The 17,581-nt window shown below is 40.6% G+C and carries 15 protein-coding genes; 1 reads left to right on the forward strand and 14 read right to left on the reverse strand.

The features are described 5' to 3' along the window. Window positions 1–119: 119 nt before the first annotated feature. The 6 genes from hemL to hemA are packed head-to-tail and all read right to left on the reverse strand — an operon-like array spanning window position 120 to window position 6,341. Window positions 120–1,406, reverse strand: a complete 1,287-nt coding sequence (gene hemL, locus LCM09_RS02995; RefSeq protein ID WP_224878632.1) for a glutamate-1-semialdehyde 2,1-aminomutase — start codon at window positions 1,404–1,406, stop codon at window positions 120–122. A 21-nt stretch (window positions 1,407–1,427) separates the two neighbouring features. Beyond that, a complete protein-coding gene (gene hemB / locus LCM09_RS03000) occupies window positions 1,428–2,405 on the reverse strand; it encodes a porphobilinogen synthase (protein ID WP_224878633.1) in 978 nt (325 codons plus the stop codon). Window positions 2,406–2,416: 11 nt separating this feature from the next. Next, the gene (locus LCM09_RS03005; RefSeq protein ID WP_224878634.1) at window positions 2,417–3,163 is read right to left on the reverse strand and encodes a uroporphyrinogen-III synthase; all 747 of its coding nucleotides are present in this window, start codon (window positions 3,161–3,163) and stop codon (window positions 2,417–2,419) included. Next, the gene (gene hemC / locus LCM09_RS03010; RefSeq protein ID WP_224878635.1) at window positions 3,160–4,089 is read right to left on the reverse strand and encodes a hydroxymethylbilane synthase; all 930 of its coding nucleotides are present in this window, start codon (window positions 4,087–4,089) and stop codon (window positions 3,160–3,162) included. The genes LCM09_RS03005 and hemC overlap by 4 nt, the downstream gene beginning before the upstream one ends. A 33-nt stretch (window positions 4,090–4,122) precedes the next feature. Then, complete coding sequence (ccsA, locus tag LCM09_RS03015; protein WP_224878636.1) at window positions 4,123–4,950, reverse strand: cytochrome c biogenesis protein CcsA; 828 nt, start codon at window positions 4,948–4,950, stop codon at window positions 4,123–4,125. A 17-nt stretch (window positions 4,951–4,967) separates the two neighbouring features. Next, complete coding sequence (gene hemA, locus LCM09_RS03020; protein WP_224878637.1) at window positions 4,968–6,341, reverse strand: glutamyl-tRNA reductase; 1,374 nt, start codon at window positions 6,339–6,341, stop codon at window positions 4,968–4,970. Window positions 6,342–6,580: 239 nt separating this feature from the next. On the opposite strand from hemA, the gene LCM09_RS03025 reads away from it, so the two are divergent. Beyond that, window positions 6,581–7,057 carry a LiaI-LiaF-like domain-containing protein gene (locus LCM09_RS03025; RefSeq protein WP_224878638.1) on the forward strand — a complete coding sequence of 159 codons (477 nt, stop codon included), beginning with the start codon at window positions 6,581–6,583 and terminating at the stop codon, window positions 7,055–7,057. Between the two features lie 41 nt (window positions 7,058–7,098). Here the strand turns inward: LCM09_RS03025 and LCM09_RS03030 are convergent, their stop codons facing one another. From LCM09_RS03030 to tig, 8 genes are all read right to left on the reverse strand, one after another. Next, complete coding sequence (locus LCM09_RS03030) at window positions 7,099–7,839, reverse strand: amino acid ABC transporter ATP-binding protein (protein WP_318246493.1); 741 nt, start codon at window positions 7,837–7,839, stop codon at window positions 7,099–7,101. Window positions 7,840–7,857: 18 nt separating this feature from the next. After that, the gene (locus LCM09_RS03035; RefSeq protein WP_224878639.1) at window positions 7,858–8,517 is read right to left on the reverse strand and encodes an amino acid ABC transporter permease; all 660 of its coding nucleotides are present in this window, start codon (window positions 8,515–8,517) and stop codon (window positions 7,858–7,860) included. 76 nt (window positions 8,518–8,593) lie between these two features. Continuing rightward, window positions 8,594–9,421 (reverse strand): transporter substrate-binding domain-containing protein, encoded by an 828-nt coding sequence (locus LCM09_RS03040; protein ID WP_224878640.1) that lies wholly within the window; start codon window positions 9,419–9,421, stop codon window positions 8,594–8,596. Window positions 9,422–9,703: 282 nt separating this feature from the next. Continuing rightward, the gene (gene yihA / locus LCM09_RS03045) at window positions 9,704–10,285 is read right to left on the reverse strand and encodes a ribosome biogenesis GTP-binding protein YihA/YsxC (RefSeq protein WP_224878641.1); all 582 of its coding nucleotides are present in this window, start codon (window positions 10,283–10,285) and stop codon (window positions 9,704–9,706) included. Further along, the gene (gene lon, locus LCM09_RS03050) at window positions 10,282–12,540 is read right to left on the reverse strand and encodes an endopeptidase La (RefSeq protein ID WP_404800788.1); all 2,259 of its coding nucleotides are present in this window, start codon (window positions 12,538–12,540) and stop codon (window positions 10,282–10,284) included. The genes yihA and lon overlap by 4 nt, the downstream gene beginning before the upstream one ends. Window positions 12,541–12,766: 226 nt before the next feature. After that, on the reverse strand, window positions 12,767–14,434 hold the full coding sequence (gene lonB / locus LCM09_RS03055) for an ATP-dependent protease LonB (protein ID WP_224878643.1): 1,668 nt from the start codon (window positions 14,432–14,434) through the stop codon (window positions 12,767–12,769). A 126-nt stretch (window positions 14,435–14,560) separates the two neighbouring features. Continuing rightward, window positions 14,561–15,835, reverse strand: a complete 1,275-nt coding sequence (clpX, locus tag LCM09_RS03060) for an ATP-dependent protease ATP-binding subunit ClpX (RefSeq protein ID WP_224878644.1) — start codon at window positions 15,833–15,835, stop codon at window positions 14,561–14,563. A 321-nt stretch (window positions 15,836–16,156) separates the two neighbouring features. After that, entirely contained in the window at window positions 16,157–17,449 is a 1,293-nt protein-coding gene (tig, locus tag LCM09_RS03065; RefSeq protein ID WP_224878645.1) for a trigger factor, read from the reverse strand. Window positions 17,450–17,581: the final 132 nt, after the last annotated feature.

The raw sequence follows: 17,581 nt of genomic DNA on the forward strand, positions 1-17,581 counted from the left end.
CATTACACGTTTATGAGTAGGATGCAGGATTATGTCTAAAATATTGAAAAAGGTTGATATACTATTTGATTTTAAGCGTAAAAAAAAACCTGTCAGGATCATCCTAACAGGTGTTGAACTTATTTAAGTTTTGAGAAGGCTGCTTCTGCAGCTGCAATGGTTTGATCGATATCTTGATCTGTATGTGCTGTTGAAAGGAAAAGACCTTCGAACTGTGAAGGAGGAATGGAAACTCCTTGATCAAGCATTTCTTTAAAATACTGAGTAAAGTAATCAAGATTAGATGAAGATGCCGTTTCAAAGTTCACAACATCCTGATCTGTGAAGAAAAATCCAACCATTGATCCTGCACGGTTAACTGTATGAGGGATGTTGTATTTTTCAGCAGCTTTTGAAAGACCTTCACCCAAACGCTCTGCTTTCCGTTCAAACTCTTTATAGCTTTCTGGAGTCAGTTGTGCAAGAGTTTCATACCCAGCTGTCATAGCTAGTGGATTCCCGCTCAATGTACCAGCTTGATAAATCGGTCCACTTGGAGCAATCTGAGCCATGATTTCTTTTTTACCACCATAAGCTCCAACTGGAAGACCTCCGCCGATTACTTTACCAAGACACGTAAGGTCAGGTGTAACGCCGTAATAGCCTTGTGCACAGTTAAAACCAACACGGAATCCAGTCATGACTTCGTCAAAAATGAGAAGAGTGCCGTTTTCCTCTGTAATTGTGCGCAATTCTTCTAGGAAACCAGCATGTGGTGGGACAACGCCCATGTTACCAGCTACAGGCTCAATGATAACCCCTGCTATATCATCACCAAACTCTTTGAATGCATACCGTACACTCTCAAGGTCATTGTATGGAACCGTAATCGTGTTCATCGCAATTCCTTCAGGAACTCCAGGGCTATCCGGTAGTCCAAGGGTTGCAACGCCAGAACCTGCTTTAATTAATAGAGAATCACCATGCCCATGATAACACCCTTCAAATTTGAGGATCTTATTACGACCTGTATAGCCTCTTGCTAGACGAAGCGCACTCATTGTAGCTTCCGTACCAGAGTTCACCATTCGAACGATTTCGATAGATGGAACACGCTCAACAACTAGCTCAGCTAGCTTTGTTTCATACGTACTCGGAGCTCCGAAACTAGTGCCTAGCTCTGTAACTTCTTTCAAGCTACTTACTACCTTCTCGTCAGCGTGTCCAAGAATGAGGGGGCCATATGAAAGAACATAATCGATGTACTCATTTTTATCGATATCATAAATCTTAGACCCTTTCCCTTTTTCCATAAAGATCGGATCAAGTCCTACTGACTTAAATGCTCGTACAGGACTATTCACCCCTCCTGGCATAACTTTGGATGCTTCCTGAAACGCTTCTTTGGAACGATCATAATTTCCCATAATCGAATCTCCTCTCTATACTTATTTATCTAACCAACGTGCAGCATCTTTTGCAAAATACGTAATGATTAAGTCTGCTCCCGCTCGCTTCATACTTGTTAATTTCTCAAGAACAACTTCTTCTTCATTCAACCACCCATTTTGGCTGGCTGCTTTTATCATCGAATATTCCCCACTTACGTTATAAGCAACCATCGGAAGAGGGAAGCGATCTTTTAGCTCACGGATGATATCAAGATAGGAAAGAGCTGGCTTCACCATTAAGAAATCAGCACCTTCTTCAACATCACTTTCAGCCTCTCTGATTGCATCCAATCGGTTAGCAGGATCCATTTGATACGTTTTTCGATCTCCGAACTGTGGAGAACTATGAGCAGCATCACGGAATGGACCGTAGAACGCAGAAGAAAACTTCACTGCATAGCTCATGACAGGCACATCTACGAACCCAGCTTCATCAAGACCTTTTCTAATAGCACCGACGAACCCGTCCATCATATTGGAAGGAGCGATGATATCTGCTCCAGCTTCCGCTTGTGAAATCGCAGTTTTTGTTAAAAGCTCAAGCGATTCATCATTCAATACATAACCATCTTCGATCACGCCACAGTGTCCATGGTCTGTGTATTGACACAGACAAGTGTCAGCAATAACGGTTAGCTCTGGAAATTCATCTTTAATTTGCTTAATCGCTCGTTGAACGATCCCTGTCTCACAATATGCTTCAGATCCAACTGCGTCTTTATGGTTAGGTACGCCGAACACTATGACGGATTGAATGCCTAGTTCAACTACCTCTTTAATTTCTGCATTCAAATGATCTAAAGAAAAGTGGAACACACCTGGCATCGATGGTACTTCTCTTCTCACATCGTTTTCTTCTACAGCGAAAACAGGATAGATCAGATCTTCTTTATGTAAAAATGTTTCTCTAACCATTGCTCTCATTGAGTCTGATCTTCTTAATCTACGATGGCGACGAAAATTTTCGGCTTTCATTAGTATCCTCCCTATTCTAGAAAGTAATGCTCAAGACTTTGGAGCAATCCTTCGATCGTATATTCTTTCGGAACAACGTCTGCTTTCAACCCATAAGACTGTAGCGTATTATCCGTGATTGGTCCGATTACCGCAATCGTAATTCCTTTTAAGCTTTCTTTCAAATCGTTCACTTTCAGCAGCTCCACAAAATGATGAACCGTGGAAGATGAAGTAAAAGTGATAACATCGATCTTCTTATTAGTAATTAGATCGGTTAATTCTTTCTCGGAATCATACGGAATAACCGTGTCATATATAGTTAAATCTTTTACAGTAAGCCCTAGTTTCATCAGTTGCTTTGGCAACACTTTTCTACTTAAGTTCCCACGCGGTAACAACACACTTTCTCCTGCTTCTACCGATTGAGAAAGTGCCGAGATTAATCCTTCCGCAGTATAATCTTCAGGAAGAAGGTCGATGGTCACATGATGTTGTTTGAGCGCTTTAGCCGTCTTGCTGCCTACTGCAGCCACTTTTATATTCCTTGGAAGTGACGCTTCTTGAAAAAAGTACCGCACCCCATTTGAGCTCGTGAAAACCACCCATTCATACTGAGAGATATCGATTGTATTTAAAGCATGTAAACGTGGTTTAAACGCAATGAGGGGAATTTCTACCGAAACTCCCCCTCGCTTCTCAACTAACCTAGAAAATGTAGCTGCCTGCCCCCGAGCTCTCGTGACTAGTACACGTTTCCCTGAGAGCGGAGAAATCATTGATCGAGTTCTTCTTTCACTCGATCTAATATCTCTTTTGCACCTTGCTCTTTCATTCTATTAGCGAGCGTTACACCAACCTTTTTGAAGTCAGTGCCTGTTTCCATCTCTTTAATGATTACGGATCCGTCCGGTTCTCCCACAAGGCCAATTATAGAAATCGTTCCGTCTTTTAGAGTGGCATGTCCGGCTATTGGAACTTGACAACCACCCTCAAGAGTATGAAGGTACGCTCTTTCTGCTAAAACAGTCTCTTTTGTATGCTCATCATTGAGTTTCTCGAGAAGACCTAGCAGCTCATCATCACTTTCTCTACATTCAATGGAAAGTGCGCCTTGGCCAACTGCTGGTACACATAGATCCGGGTCTAGATATTCCGTAACAATTTCTTTAGACCAACCCATTCGATGAAGTCCAGCTGCTGCTAAGACAATCGCATCATAATCTTCTTCTTCAAGTTTACGAAGACGCGTGTCAATATTTCCGCGAATCCATTTGATCTCTACATCTGGTCGAATCGCTTTTAACTGTGCGCCTCGTCTTAAGCTGCTCGTTCCGATGATAGCCCCTTCTGGTAACTCACGGAACAACTGCTTTGACTGTGAAATAAGAACATCTCGATAATCTTCACGCTCAGGAATACATCCGATCGTTAGACCTTCTGGTAAAACAGATGGCATGTCTTTCATGCTGTGCACTGCCATATCAATCTCACCCTTGATCATCGCATCCTCTATTTCTTTCACGAAGAGGCCTTTCCCACCAACCTTAGATAAGGTAACATCGAGGATCTTATCTCCTTTTGTTACGATTTCTTTTATTTCGAAATCCACATCAGGATTGATCTCTTTCAATTTGCTAATCACCCATTTTGTCTGTGTGATTGCTAGCTTACTTCTACGTGATCCAACAATTATTTTCCTCATTGTTTGTCCCCCAAACTTTGGTTGTCTATCTTATTAACCATACCAGAAATGAAACTGTGAAAATGCCCCAGACAAGAATACGTTGATCAGCACGATTAGAAATGCTGCAACATTCCATACAGCAAGGGACTTTCCTTCAATATCCCTAGCAACCTTCTGATATAAATACGTACTGTAGGCAATCAGCACGAAAAATGAAACGATTACTTTCGTATCCAATAAACTAAAGTCATCTACTTTCAGAATGGCCCACACAATACCTAGGATTAAACTAAGTAATAGAAGTGGAACACCAAGAACACTACATAAATACGAAAGCTTCTCTAGCTGCGATAAATCACCAAATCGTCTTAGTCTCTTACTCCATTTCTTCCCTTTTAACATTTGATAGAGAATCAAATACATGACTGAGAAGATAAAAGAAAGAGAAAAAGCGCCATATGAAATAAAAGCCATGGTGATGTGTATGACAGATAACTCTGACATGAGCTGTTCTGTCAACATACTTGAAGCTTGCTCCCTTGTTGCAAATAAGTTAATGGCCATTATGATGAAACCGAGTACATTTGCGAAGAACACAAAGAAATCAACGCGGAAAAACCAATTTATTAATAGGGATAGCGAAACAATCACCCATGTATAAAAAAATAACCCCTCAAAAGGTGTCAAAATTGGAAAACCGCCGATTGCAATGATTTGTGTAAAAAGGAACGTGGTCTGCAAGACCCATACAATAGAAAGCAACCAGAAGGCAATTTGGTTAGCCTTCCGGTTGTTCTGCAAGAAGTCAATAAAATACCCCAATACACTAAGTGCGTAAAGAGAAATGGTTAAATCATAAAGCCAACTGGCGTTCGTCACAACTCATGTCTCCTCTCCTAGGAGCGCACCTGCGATGCTCTTAATAAGGCTGAGTAATCAAATGTTTCTTGCTTTCTTTTTTCTTCATTTTCTTGTACGCGCTGCTTATGAAGTTCTCTTTCGATCTCTTCTTCAATCGCAAAGATCTTAGTGAATATTTCAAGAGATTCTTCAGCATTTGGCTCTCCTGCCATCTCTTTCACTCGAACGATAGGATCTCTTAAAAGCTGGTTCACGATACTTTTCGTGTGCTTACTCAGAACCTTCTTCTCACGATCACTTAGATCTGGAAGTTTCCTTTCGATGCTTTTCATCGTTTCAGCTTGAATAGATAGCGCTTTTGATCGTAATGCTGTAATCATTGGTACAACACCAAGAGTATTCAACCACTCCCTAAACTGAACAAGATCTTCTTCGATCATGAGCTCAATCTTCTCAGCTTCTTTCTTTCTTTCAGCTAGGTTTGACTCAACGATACCTTCTAGGTCATCTATATCGTACAAGAAGACAGAATCCATATTGTTTAGCGCTGGATCAAGATCGCGTGGTACCGCAATATCCACCATGAACAAAGGACGTCCTTTTCGCTTCTTCAATACCGGTTTCACGGTCTCTTCCGTTAAGACATAGTTAGAAGATCCGGTTGAGCTGATCAAGATATCCGCTTCAGAAAGCGCTGTATGAATATCATCCATAGAGCGAGCTTGCCCCTTGAATTGAGACGCAAGTTCAGATGCTTTCTCAAGAGTACGGTTAACAACGGTTACTTGACTCACTCCGTTACTCTTTAAGTGTTTCCCCGTTAACTCACCCATTTTACCAGCACCAAGGATCACTACATGCTTTTGATTGAGCCCACCAAAAATCTTTTTGGCAAGTTCTACTGCAGCGTAGCTAACGGATACTGCATTCTCTCCGATTTCTGTTTCAGAATGAGATCGCTTAGCCAGTGTTATAGCTTGTTTGAAAAGCTGATTAAATATCGTTCCCGTAGTTGACGATTCCTGTGCTAGTAAGAAAGCGTCCCTTACTTGTCCAAGAATTTGTGTTTCTCCTACTACAAGGGAATCTAGTCCTGACGCAACACGATATAAATGCTCTGTTGCTGCATCGTTTTCTCGAATTTCTAAATATGGTCTAAATTCATCTTTTTCAATACCAAACCATTCGGATAAGAAAGCTTTTGAATAATATCTCCCTGTATGAAGCTGGTCAGCTACTACGTAAAGCTCAGTACGGTTACACGTAGATAGAATGACGGCTTCTAGAATACTTTTAGAGTGGCGCAACTTATTTAACGCATCAGGTAATGTATCTTCCTGAAACGAAAGTTTCTCTCGTATTTCAACAGGGGCTGTTTTGTGGTTCAACCCTACGACCAGGATGTGCATCGTTCCACCCCCAAATATTGTTAACCCGGAACTTGTCCTTAATACTATCAGTCAATACTATTTTAACATGTGACTAAAATCACAGAGTTTCAAAATGTGAACAGACTTTGAAACAAGATATGATATGATGTAAAAAAGTAATCTAACCATTATTATAAGTAGTCATACCACTAATAATGTACCAGAAAACGCAAAGTTTAGCAAAGAACGTGCAATTTTGACAATAGGAGGATCTTTTCTTGAGACGACAAAGTGTTTTTCCAGGAGTACTGTTTATTGGAATCGGTCTTTATTATCTTATTCAAACATTAAGTCTACCCATTTCGGACCAAATCACAAGCTGGCAAATCATCCTCATTCTCATCGGAGTTGCGATGATCATTCAGGGAGTGATATCAAAAGAAGGTTCAATGTTATTTCCTGGTGTATTACTATTAGGACTTGGCATTCACTTCTACTTCGTTAATAAACTCGCACTATGGCCAAACACTTGGGGAATGTATGCGTTAATCCTAAGCGTCGCCTATCTTTCTACCTACTATAAAACAAAGAAGTCCGGCTTGATTCCTGGATTACTGCTCCTAGCATTATCCATTATCGAGCTTCTGTATACTGGGTTTCAAATGTGGCTAGCTTCAACCTTTTCATTCATCGGAGAGTTTTGGCCGCTGGCATTAATTCTTATCGGCGTTTACTTAGTAATCAAAAAAAAGTAAGGAGACAAGCACAGCTTGTCTCCTTACTTTTTGTATACCTATTATAGTATTGAACTCAAGAAGTCCTGCGTTCTTTGCTCTTTTGGATCATTGAATATGTCAGCCGGTTTTCCTTTTTCGACTATTTTCCCATCATGCATGTAAACGACCCAATCTGCCACTTCACGAGCAAAGCCCATCTCGTGAGTTACAACTACCATTGTCATACCTTCTTTAGCAAGCTCCTTCATTGTGGAGAGAACCTCACCAACCAATTCAGGATCTAGTGCAGAAGTCGGTTCATCAAAGAGCATGATTTCAGGCTTCATTGCAAGTGATCTTGCAATTGCCACACGCTGCTTTTGACCTCCTGACAGTTTATTGGGATACACATCCGCTTTGTCAGCCAAACCTACTTTGGCAAGGAGCTCTCTACCTTCTTTCTCGGCTTGAGCTCTTTTCAGTTTCTTTACCATCATAGGTGCTTCAATCACGTTGTTCAATACGGATTTATGTGGAAATAAGTTAAAGTGCTGAAAAACCATTCCAACCTTCTGCCTAACCTTATTTAGATTATCTTTGTTAGGCTCGATCGTTTGACCCTCGATAATTACTTTTCCGCTATTTTTGATTTCGAGAAAGTTCATACAGCGAAGGAGAGTACTCTTACCTGAACCACTGGCTCCAATCAGAACGACAACGTCACTTTCCTTTACTTCCATATCGATATCTTTAAGAACATGTAGATCGCCAAATGACTTGTTTAGTTTCTCAACACGAATCATTTCACCTTTTTCTGTCATCATACTGCACCTCTCTCCTTAATCACTTGCAGACAATCGTTTCTCAAGCAGGTTGACCAGTAGTGTAAAGATAAGAACGAGCACTAAGTAGTAAACTGCTACGATTAATAGATATGTCATCTCATCGAATGTTCTTGCTCCCTGAGTTGTCGCTACACTGAACAATTCAGGAAGGGCTATGAATGCTGCAAGAGACGAGTCTTTCAATCCGATAATAAACTGGTTCCCGAGGGGTGGCAGAGCACGTCTAAATGCTTGGGGTAAAATAATCCTTCTCATTGCAAGCGTATGACTCATGCCGAGTGAACGACCAGCTTCCATCTGCCCTTTATCGATGGATTGAATGGAGCCACGAAAGATTTCAGCGATGTAAGCTCCATTATGAAGAGCTAAACCAATTGACGCTGCCCAAAATTTAGGAATGTTAAATTCAGTTAATCCAAAGTAGAAAATAAAGATTTGTACGATTAGAGGGGTTCCTCGAATAACCGCTATGTAGATATTTGCAATCCAATTCAACACTTTCACTTTTGATATTTTAAATAACGCAAACAACAAACCGATGAATACGGCGATTAATATGGATACTGCAGTTACCCGAATCGTCAGCCAAAGACCTTCAAAGAAAACCGGATAACTACTTAATAAAGTCTCTAGAAAGTGCGAGAACGTAGGCAAGAACAATCAGCTCCTTCGATTTCAATAAACGCTTGCTGGTAAAAAGGAATGTGTGCACGAGCACACATTCCTTTCTTTACTCACTGTCAGGGTTCTGGGTGATGTCTACTCCGATGTATTCCTCACTAAGTTGTTTAAGCGTTCCATCTTCTTTAAGCTCTTGAATGGCTTTGTTTACCGCTTCAAGTAAGTTTTTGTTTTCTTGCTTGATCGCCACAGCTTGTTCACTAGTACCAAGTTGCTCTACTTTTTCAACTTTGAACCCTTGGTCGATAGCCTGTTTACCAGTGATATCATCTGTGATAACAGCGTCATGCTTTCCTTCACTCAACGCACGTAAAGCAGTTTGGTCACTATCGTAGTTAGAAATTTTATCTGTGTATTCTTGAGCTGATTTTTCGTATGTTGATCCTTTGGAAACTGCAACATCCTTACCAGAAAGATCTTCTACGCTCTTAATATCGCTACCAGGTTGAACATAAAGTACTGGACCAGAATAATAGTATGGTTCACTGAAGTTAACTGCTTTCTTTCGCTCGTCAGTAATCGTGTGACTGGCTACAGCTGCATCGTATCGACCTGATTTGATCGCTGATACCATACCGCTAAACTTGAACTTTTCTACTTCTGGTTCAAGACCAATCTTCTCAGCAATCGCTTTTCCTACTGCTACATCATAGCCTGAAAGGTCTCCATTCTCGTCCACTGTACTGAATGGAGGGAATTCACCAGAAACAACATAACGGAATTTACCGTCCTCAGTTAGTTCCAAACTACTACCTTCATCTCCAGATCCTTCAGAACTACCTTCATTACTATTTCCTTCGTTCCCGCCTCCACAGGCTGCTAGAATAAGAACGAGAGATAGCAATATTGCTGTTAAAAAACTCCAATTTCTTTTCATTCCACTTGTCCCCCTTATCGACTTTTCATATAGCAGTTAATGTTATGTAAACTGCGGTATTCCAATCATACCAATATTTAGATATTTCATTCAATTTCCACTTTTCGCTATCATCCCTCCTTAGAGCCTAAAATTGATCATCATAAACACTGAGTAGCTTCATACTGATGTTTGCTACCGTTTAATCCTATTCCCACTATTTTGGTAAGACAAACATTATTTTTGTAATTTTTAGAAAAATCAACACAAAAAAAGACCTGGCTTATTGCCAGATCTCTATACTTAAATATACGATTTGATCGCACTCCAGACATCTTCCTTACCTTGCCCTGTTTGAGAGGAAAAAGTAACAAGCTTATCTGTCGGTTCGATCTTCAACGTTTGATTAACTTCCTTCAGATGCTTTGCCCATTTACCTTTAGGAATTTTATCAGACTTTGTTGCCACTACAATAACAGGAATCTCGTAATGCTTTAACCAATCATACATCATGACATCATCATTAGATGGAGAGTGTCTAAGATCAACGATTAGAATAACTGCTTTTAGAGCGTCACGATCTGTTAAATACGTTTCGATCATACGGCCCCATGCGTCTCTCTCTTTTTTGGAGACTTTAGCAAAACCATAGCCAGGAACGTCAACAAAGTAAAGTAACTCGTTAATTAGATAAAAGTTAAGTGTCTGAGTTTTACCAGGCTTTCCTGATGTTCTTGCTAGGTTCTTTCGATTGATCAACGTATTGATCAACGACGACTTTCCAACATTCGACCGACCTGCAAGACCAATCTCAGGCAATCGGTCATCAGGATATTGTTCAGGCTTAACAGCGCTGATTATAAAATCGGATTTTGTTACTTTCATTTCTTTTCCCCCACAAGTGCGGTTTTTAACACTTCATCTAGATGACTTACCGGCAGAAATGTTAAGTCATTTCGAATGCTTTCTGGTATATCTTCTAGATCTTTCTCATTTTCTTTTGGCATAATAATTGTTCTTAGTCCTGCACGGTGTGCGCTTAGGGACTTTTCTTTCAGTCCACCTATAGGAAGTACTCTTCCTCGCAAGGTAATTTCACCAGTCATACCAACATCTTTTCTAACTGCTTTACCAGTCAGAGCGGATACTAGTGCTGTCGCAATCGTAATACCCGCAGAAGGCCCGTCCTTTGGAGTAGCGCCCTCAGGAACATGGATATGAATATCGTTGTTCTCATGGAAGGTTGGGTCGATTGAAAGCTCCTCAGAACGAGAGCGAATATAACTGAATGCTGCCTGTGCAGATTCTTTCATAACGTCTCCTAACTTACCAGTTAGAATCAGCTTTCCTTTACCAGGAGATAAGGATACTTCAATGGCTAACGTATCTCCACCAGCTGTCGTATAGGCAAGACCCGTTGCGGTACCAATCTGATCTTCCGCTTCTGCTTCACCATAACGGAACTTAGGATGCCCTAGCAACTCCTCGAGCATATTCTCAGTTACGACCACACGCTTCCGTTCGCCTGATACTATGAGCTTGGCAGCTTTCCTGCATACTGTAGCAATTTGACGTTCTAAGTTACGAACACCAGCTTCTCTTGTATAGTGACGAACTAATTTATAGAGACTTTCATCTCTCATTTGAAGGTTACCTTTCTTTAGACCGTGTTCCTTCAACTGTCTAGGTAAAAGGTAGCTCTTTGCAATATTAACCTTTTCAATTTCTGTATATCCTGCAATCTGAATAACCTCCATACGGTCAAGTAAAGGAGCAGGAACCGTCGCAAGGTTGTTAGCAGTAGTAACGAACATAACTTTTGAAAGATCATAAGGCTCTTCAATATAGTGATCACTGAACGTATTGTTTTGTTGCGGATCTAATACTTCAAGCATCGCTGATGAGGGGTCACCTCTGAAATCATTAGACATCTTATCGATTTCATCTAAAAGGAATACAGGATTCACGGTGCCAGCTTTCTTCATACCTCGAATGATTCGGCCCGGCATCGCGCCAACGTACGTTCTACGATGACCTCTAATTTCTGCTTCGTCACGAACACCACCAAGTGAAATACGGACAAATTCACGGCCGATCGATCTCGCAACAGATTTTGCTAAAGAGGTTTTACCTACACCTGGTGGTCCAACAAGGCATAAGATCGGTCCTTTTAGTGATTTCGTCAATTGTTGTACTGCGAGATATTCTAAGACACGTTCCTTCACTTTCTCAAGGCCGTAATGATCTTCGTTCAAAATCTTCTCTGCATGGTGGATATCAAGGTTATCTGTCGTTTCCTTAGACCAAGGTAGTTGAATGAGCCAATCGATATAATTGCGAATGACGGAACTCTCAGCTGAACTCTGAGGAATCTTCTCATAACGATCTAATTCTTTATAAGCCATTTCCTGAACGTTTTCAGGCATATTCGCTTCTTCGATCTTTTCCTTTAATGAAGCTATCTCACCAGTTTTGCCTTCTTTTTCGCCAAGTTCATTCTGTATAGCCTTCATTTGCTCACGCAAGTAGTATTCTTTTTGAGTCTTTTCCATCGAACGCTTTACACGCTGTCCGATTTTCTTTTCTAAATCGATAACATCCTTCTCATTTTGAAGAATTTCAATCAATTTGTTCAACCGGTCATGAGCACTATATGTTTCCAATATCTCTTGCTTTTGTCTAATTTTAAGAGCGAGGTGTGAAGCAATAATATCTGCTAACCTTCCAGGCTCTTCTATATCATTAACTGAAGCAAACGTTTCAGCCGTGACCTTCTTGGATACTTTAATATATTGCTCAAATAAATCTAAAGCTGTTCTCATCAAAGCTTTGTCTTCTATAGTTGAACCCTCAGCTTCTTCGATCTGCTCGATTTGAACTTCATAATAACTTTCATTTTCTTTGAAGTCGATGATCTTACCACGCTGGATTCCTTCGACCAGGACGCGGATTGTCCCATTAGGAAGTTTAAGCATTTGCTTTACGGTAGCAAGAGTTCCGATCTCATATATATCATCTTCTTCAGGAGTTTCGATCTCTACTTCTTTCTGTGTAGAAAGAAAAATTTGTTGATCATCCATCATTACCTGTTCAAGTGCTTGTACAGATTTATCACGGCCAACATCTAAATGAAGAACCATGGATGGATAAACAAGCAACCCTCTTAAAGGAAGTAGGGGCAATGTTTTTTGTTCATTATTCAATCTAAGGCACCTCCACACAACAAACTATTACTTTATTTATACTCTAATTCCGAGCCCACATTGTTGATAAGTTGTACTTCATTGTATCCTAACTTTCTTACACTTGTCTAATCTTCCCTGCTCAAACGGTTAAAAAAATTATGAACAAGTAGAAAAGCCCGACTTAGCTGCCGGGCTGAGATTTTCCTATAGCAAAAGGTGGAAACTCTTCGGTCTTTTCTAATAAGAATGCGACATCGAAAACCTCTGAAAGGTGTTTGACGGGCATTACTTTTATTCCTTCTATCGTTTTGAGCATTTCTTCATTGTTTTCATCTGGGATGATTGCAATTTTTGCACCTGCATCCCTTGCAGCGGAAACTTTTGCAAATACTCCCCCTACTGGCTTAACTAACCCATGGATACTAATTTCCCCAGTCATGGCTACCTTATTATTAATTGGGCTGCCTTTAATAGCTGAGTAAATGCCTGTCGCAATCGCTACTCCCGCTGAAGGGCCATCGACAGGTGCTCCGCCAGGAAAATTAATATGTAGATGATAGTGATTCGACGGTACTCCCATTGACTTTAAAACAGTCATTACATTTTCTACTGATGACTTTGCAAGGCTTTTTCTACGAATGGATTTGCTCTGATTTCCAATGCTCTCTTCTTCAACGATACCAGTTATCGTTACAGTGCCTTCTTTTCCTCTATCAGATTTAACCGCAGTAACTTCAATTTCTAGGAGAGCACCTGTATTCGGACCATATACCGCTAAACCATTTACTAACCCAATTTGAGAACGATGTGGGATTCTCCGCTCAGGACGAGGCGTTAATCGGCTAGCGTGGATAACCCACTCCATATCACCAGCTGTTATGCTATTTCTGTTTTCGGTGATCGCTAGACCAGCAGCAATTTGCATCAGGTTAACAGCTTCACGGCCGTTCCTAGCATATCGGCTTATTCGTTCGATTCCCTCATCCATAATTGTTAAGTTTAATTTCTTAGCAGATCTTGCCGCTATCTTTGAGATTTCTTCCTGCGTTAGCTCTCTAAAAAACACTTCCATACATCGAGAGCGAATGGCTGGAGGAATTTCATCCGGTGACCTTGTTGTCGCTCCAATCATTCTGAAATCAGCCGGCAATCCATTCTGAAAAATATCATGGATATGAGCGGGAATGTTGGAATTCTCCTCGCTGTAGTAGGCACTTTCAAGAAATACCTTTCGATCCTCAAGAACTTTTAAAAGCTTATTGATTTGGATAGGATGTAGTTCTCCTATTTCATCGATAAATAAGATACCACCATGAGCATTCGTTACAGCTCCTTGCTTCGGTTGTGGAATTCCAGCCTGTCCCATCGCGCCGGCTCCCTGGTAGATGGGATCATGTACGGAACCAATCAATGGATCTGCAATGCCTCTTTCGTCAAATCGGGCTGTTGTTGCATCAAGTTCAACGAATATGGCAGATTGCTTAAATGGTGTCATCCTGTTTCGCTTAGCTTCTTCAAGTACAAGACGTGCTGCCGCTGTTTTACCAACCCCAGGAGGACCATAAATGATTACATGCTGCGGGTTCGGTCCACATATAGCTGCCCTAAGAGTACGGATCCCTTCTTCCTGACCAACGATTTCAGAAAAACCAGAAGGTCTTATCCGTTCTGACAATGGTTCACTCAGCGAAATATTTCGAAGTCTGCGCAGTTGCTCCATTTCTTTTCGAGCTTCTTTATCTATTGATACTTTCTGGGTCCTCTGATTACGTAAAAGGTTCCAGAAATATAAACCAATCACAATTCCAAAAAACAATTGTATCGCTAGTGCAACTCCTGTCCAATTCATAACAGTACCTCCTGGAAAATTTTCAATAGCCATAGTATCTCCTGAGGTAGTGTTCCATAAACCGGAAAATTGGAAAGGATTCTCCAAAAAGAAAAAACCAATCACCTTAGGTGATTGGTTCCATCTTTATGCACTCTCTTTAGGTGACTCTTTACCTTCATCGATCACAGAACCGTCTTCTAAAACAAGACGAGGAGACGTTTTCTTACTTACAGTCGCTGCTGTAAGTACGCACTTCTTAATCTCTTCACGAGATGGTAGGTCATACATGACATCGAGCATGATTCCTTCGATAATCGAGCGTAGACCACGCGCACCTGTTTTTCTTTCGATGGCTTGCTTAGCTATTTCAACAAGTGCATCATCTTCAAACTCAAGCTCAACGTCATCAAGCTCAAGAAGTTTTTGGTATTGTTTTACAAGAGCATTCTTTGGTTTAGTCAGAATCTCAACAAGTGCTTCTTCATCTAATGGTTCTAGGCTTCCGATAACAGGAAGACGACCAATAAATTCTGGAATCAACCCGAAACGAAGAAGGTCTTCAGGAAGAACCTTGCTTAGGTATTCACCTGGTTTCAAGTCCTCTTGTTTTGCTTCTCCACTAAATCCAATTACTTTCTTACCGAGGCGACGTTTAATGATCTGTTCGATCCCATCAAACGCTCCTCCGCAAATGAAGAGAATGTTTGTTGTATCGATCTGAATAAATTCTTGATGAGGATGCTTACGTCCACCTTGTGGGGGAACACTTGCAGTTGTTCCTTCAAGAATTTTAAGTAGTGCTTGTTGCACACCTTCACCAGAAACATCACGAGTGATCGATGGATTCTCTGATTTACGAGCAACCTTGTCGATTTCATCGATATAAATAATACCTTTTTCTGCTTTTTCAACATCGTAGTCTGCAGCCTGAATCAGTTTCAGAAGAATGTTCTCAACATCTTCCCCAACGTAACCAGCTTCTGTTAGAGACGTTGCATCAGCAATTGCAAAAGGAACGTTCAAGATTCTCGCAAGAGTCTGAGCTAGAAGTGTTTTACCACTACCTGTAGGACCTATAAGAGCAATATTACTCTTAGAAAGTTCTACTTCATCAGATTTAGTTGATGCATTGATACGCTTGTAATGGTTGTAAACCGCTACTGAAAGTGATTTCTTAGCCTTTTCTTGACCAATAACGTAATCATCAAGAATCTGACAGATTTCATGAGGTTTTGGTACTTCTTTAAAGTCAACCTCTTCTTCAGTTCCAAGCTCTTCTTCTACGATTTCTGTACAGAGCTCAATACACTCGTCACAAATGTAAACACCTGGACCTGCAACTAGTTTACGTACTTGATCCTGTGTCTTACCACAGAAGGAACATTTAAGTTGCCCTTTTTCATCGTTAAATTTAAACATGAAATCACCCCTAACCGTTGATCTCGATGAAATCCGAATAGTGATATTGCAAAGGTCTCTGCTATTTCAAATGTAGAAACGCCGATCACTTCGTTAGCAATCCAAACGGGCATTCACCAATGGTTTTTCAACCCTGATTATGTATTGAAATTGTATCATATAAAGCAAAAGGTTATGAAGCAAAACGACTCTTAGGAGACTTAATATGTATCGAGTAATTGTCCTACTACTATGTTTATCTAAATTATATGTTTTCATTACAACATATTTGTGTATGAAACAAGGCGCTGTTATGCGCCTTGTTTCTCTGATTAACATCTATTAAGCTTTTTTGCTGTTGTCTACTAACACGTCGATTGCTTTACGTACGCGCAGGTCACCTTTAAGTGCAGCGTCGCCGCCTTGCATCGCTAGCATTTGACGAATTTGTTCTTCTTCCATATTGTACATAGCTGCCATCTTAGCAAGCTCTTCGTTAACTTCTTCCTCAGAAACTTCGATGTTTTCTGCATCAGCGATCGCTTCAAGAGTTAGGTTCGTGCGTACACGCTTTTCACCGTCTTCTTGCATTTGTTCGCGAAGTGCTTTTTCATCTTGTCCTGAGAACTGATAATACATCTCAAGGTTCATACCCTGTTGCTGTAAACGTTGCTCAAATTCTTGAAGCATACGATCAACTTCAGAATCAACCATTGCAGATGGAAGATCGATTTCACTGTTTTCAGCTGCTTTCTCGATCAACGTATCTTTCTTTTTCATATCAGCATCTTCAGCTTTTTGCTTTTCAAGATTTTCTTTTGTAGTCTTTTTAAGCTCATCAAGTGATGCTACTTCTTCGTTAACATCTTTAGCGAACTCATCATCTAGCTCAGGAAGCTCTTTACGCTTGATGTCATGAACTTTTACTTTGAATGTAGCTTCTTGTCCAGCAAGGTTTTCAGCATGATACTCTTCAGGGAAAGTAACTGTTACTTCCTTCTCAGCTCCTGCTTTTTCACCTACTAGCTGTTCTTCGAAACCAGGGATAAATGTGTTAGAACCAACTTCTAGAGAGTAGTTCTCACCTTTTCCACCTTCAAATGGTTCTTCACCAAGGAAGCCTTCGAAGTCGATGATCGCAGTGTCACCTTCTTGGATCTCGCCATCTTCAACGACTACTAGTTCAGCATGCTTCTCTTGAAGTCCTTTAAGTTCAGCTTCAACATCTTCATCTGTAACTGTTGTGTCTTCTTCTTCAACTTCAAGTCCTTTGTATTCACCAAGCTTCACTTCTGGCTTAACTGTAACAGTAGCCTTAAAGATAAGGTTCTTATCTTTTTCGATTTGCTCGATGTCCACTTCTGGACGATCTACAGGGTCGATTCCAGCTTCTTCTACAGCTTCTGAATAAGCTTTAGGAAGAATGATATCAAGAGCATCTTGATATAGAGATTCTACGCCGAAACGCTTTTCAAATAGTGAACGTGGCACTTTCCCTTTACGGAATCCAGGTACATTAACCTGCTTTACAACTTTCTTAAATGCCTCATCAAGTGCTGTATTTACCTCACCAGCGTCAACTTCAACTGTAAGGACGCCCTGATTACCTTCAAGCTTTTCCCAATTTGCAGTCATTTACACATTCCCTCCAACAATAAATATATTTCCACTAATCGAGCGTTTAAAAAAAGATGACGCTTTTTGGAGTATAAAAGCGCCAGAAGGCTTTTTTAAACGATCTCTTTTACTAGTAAATATGGGTTTGCA

The organism is Guptibacillus algicola (assembly GCF_020171805.1).
Lineage (GTDB): Bacteria > Bacillota > Bacilli > Bacillales > Guptibacillaceae > Guptibacillus > Guptibacillus algicola.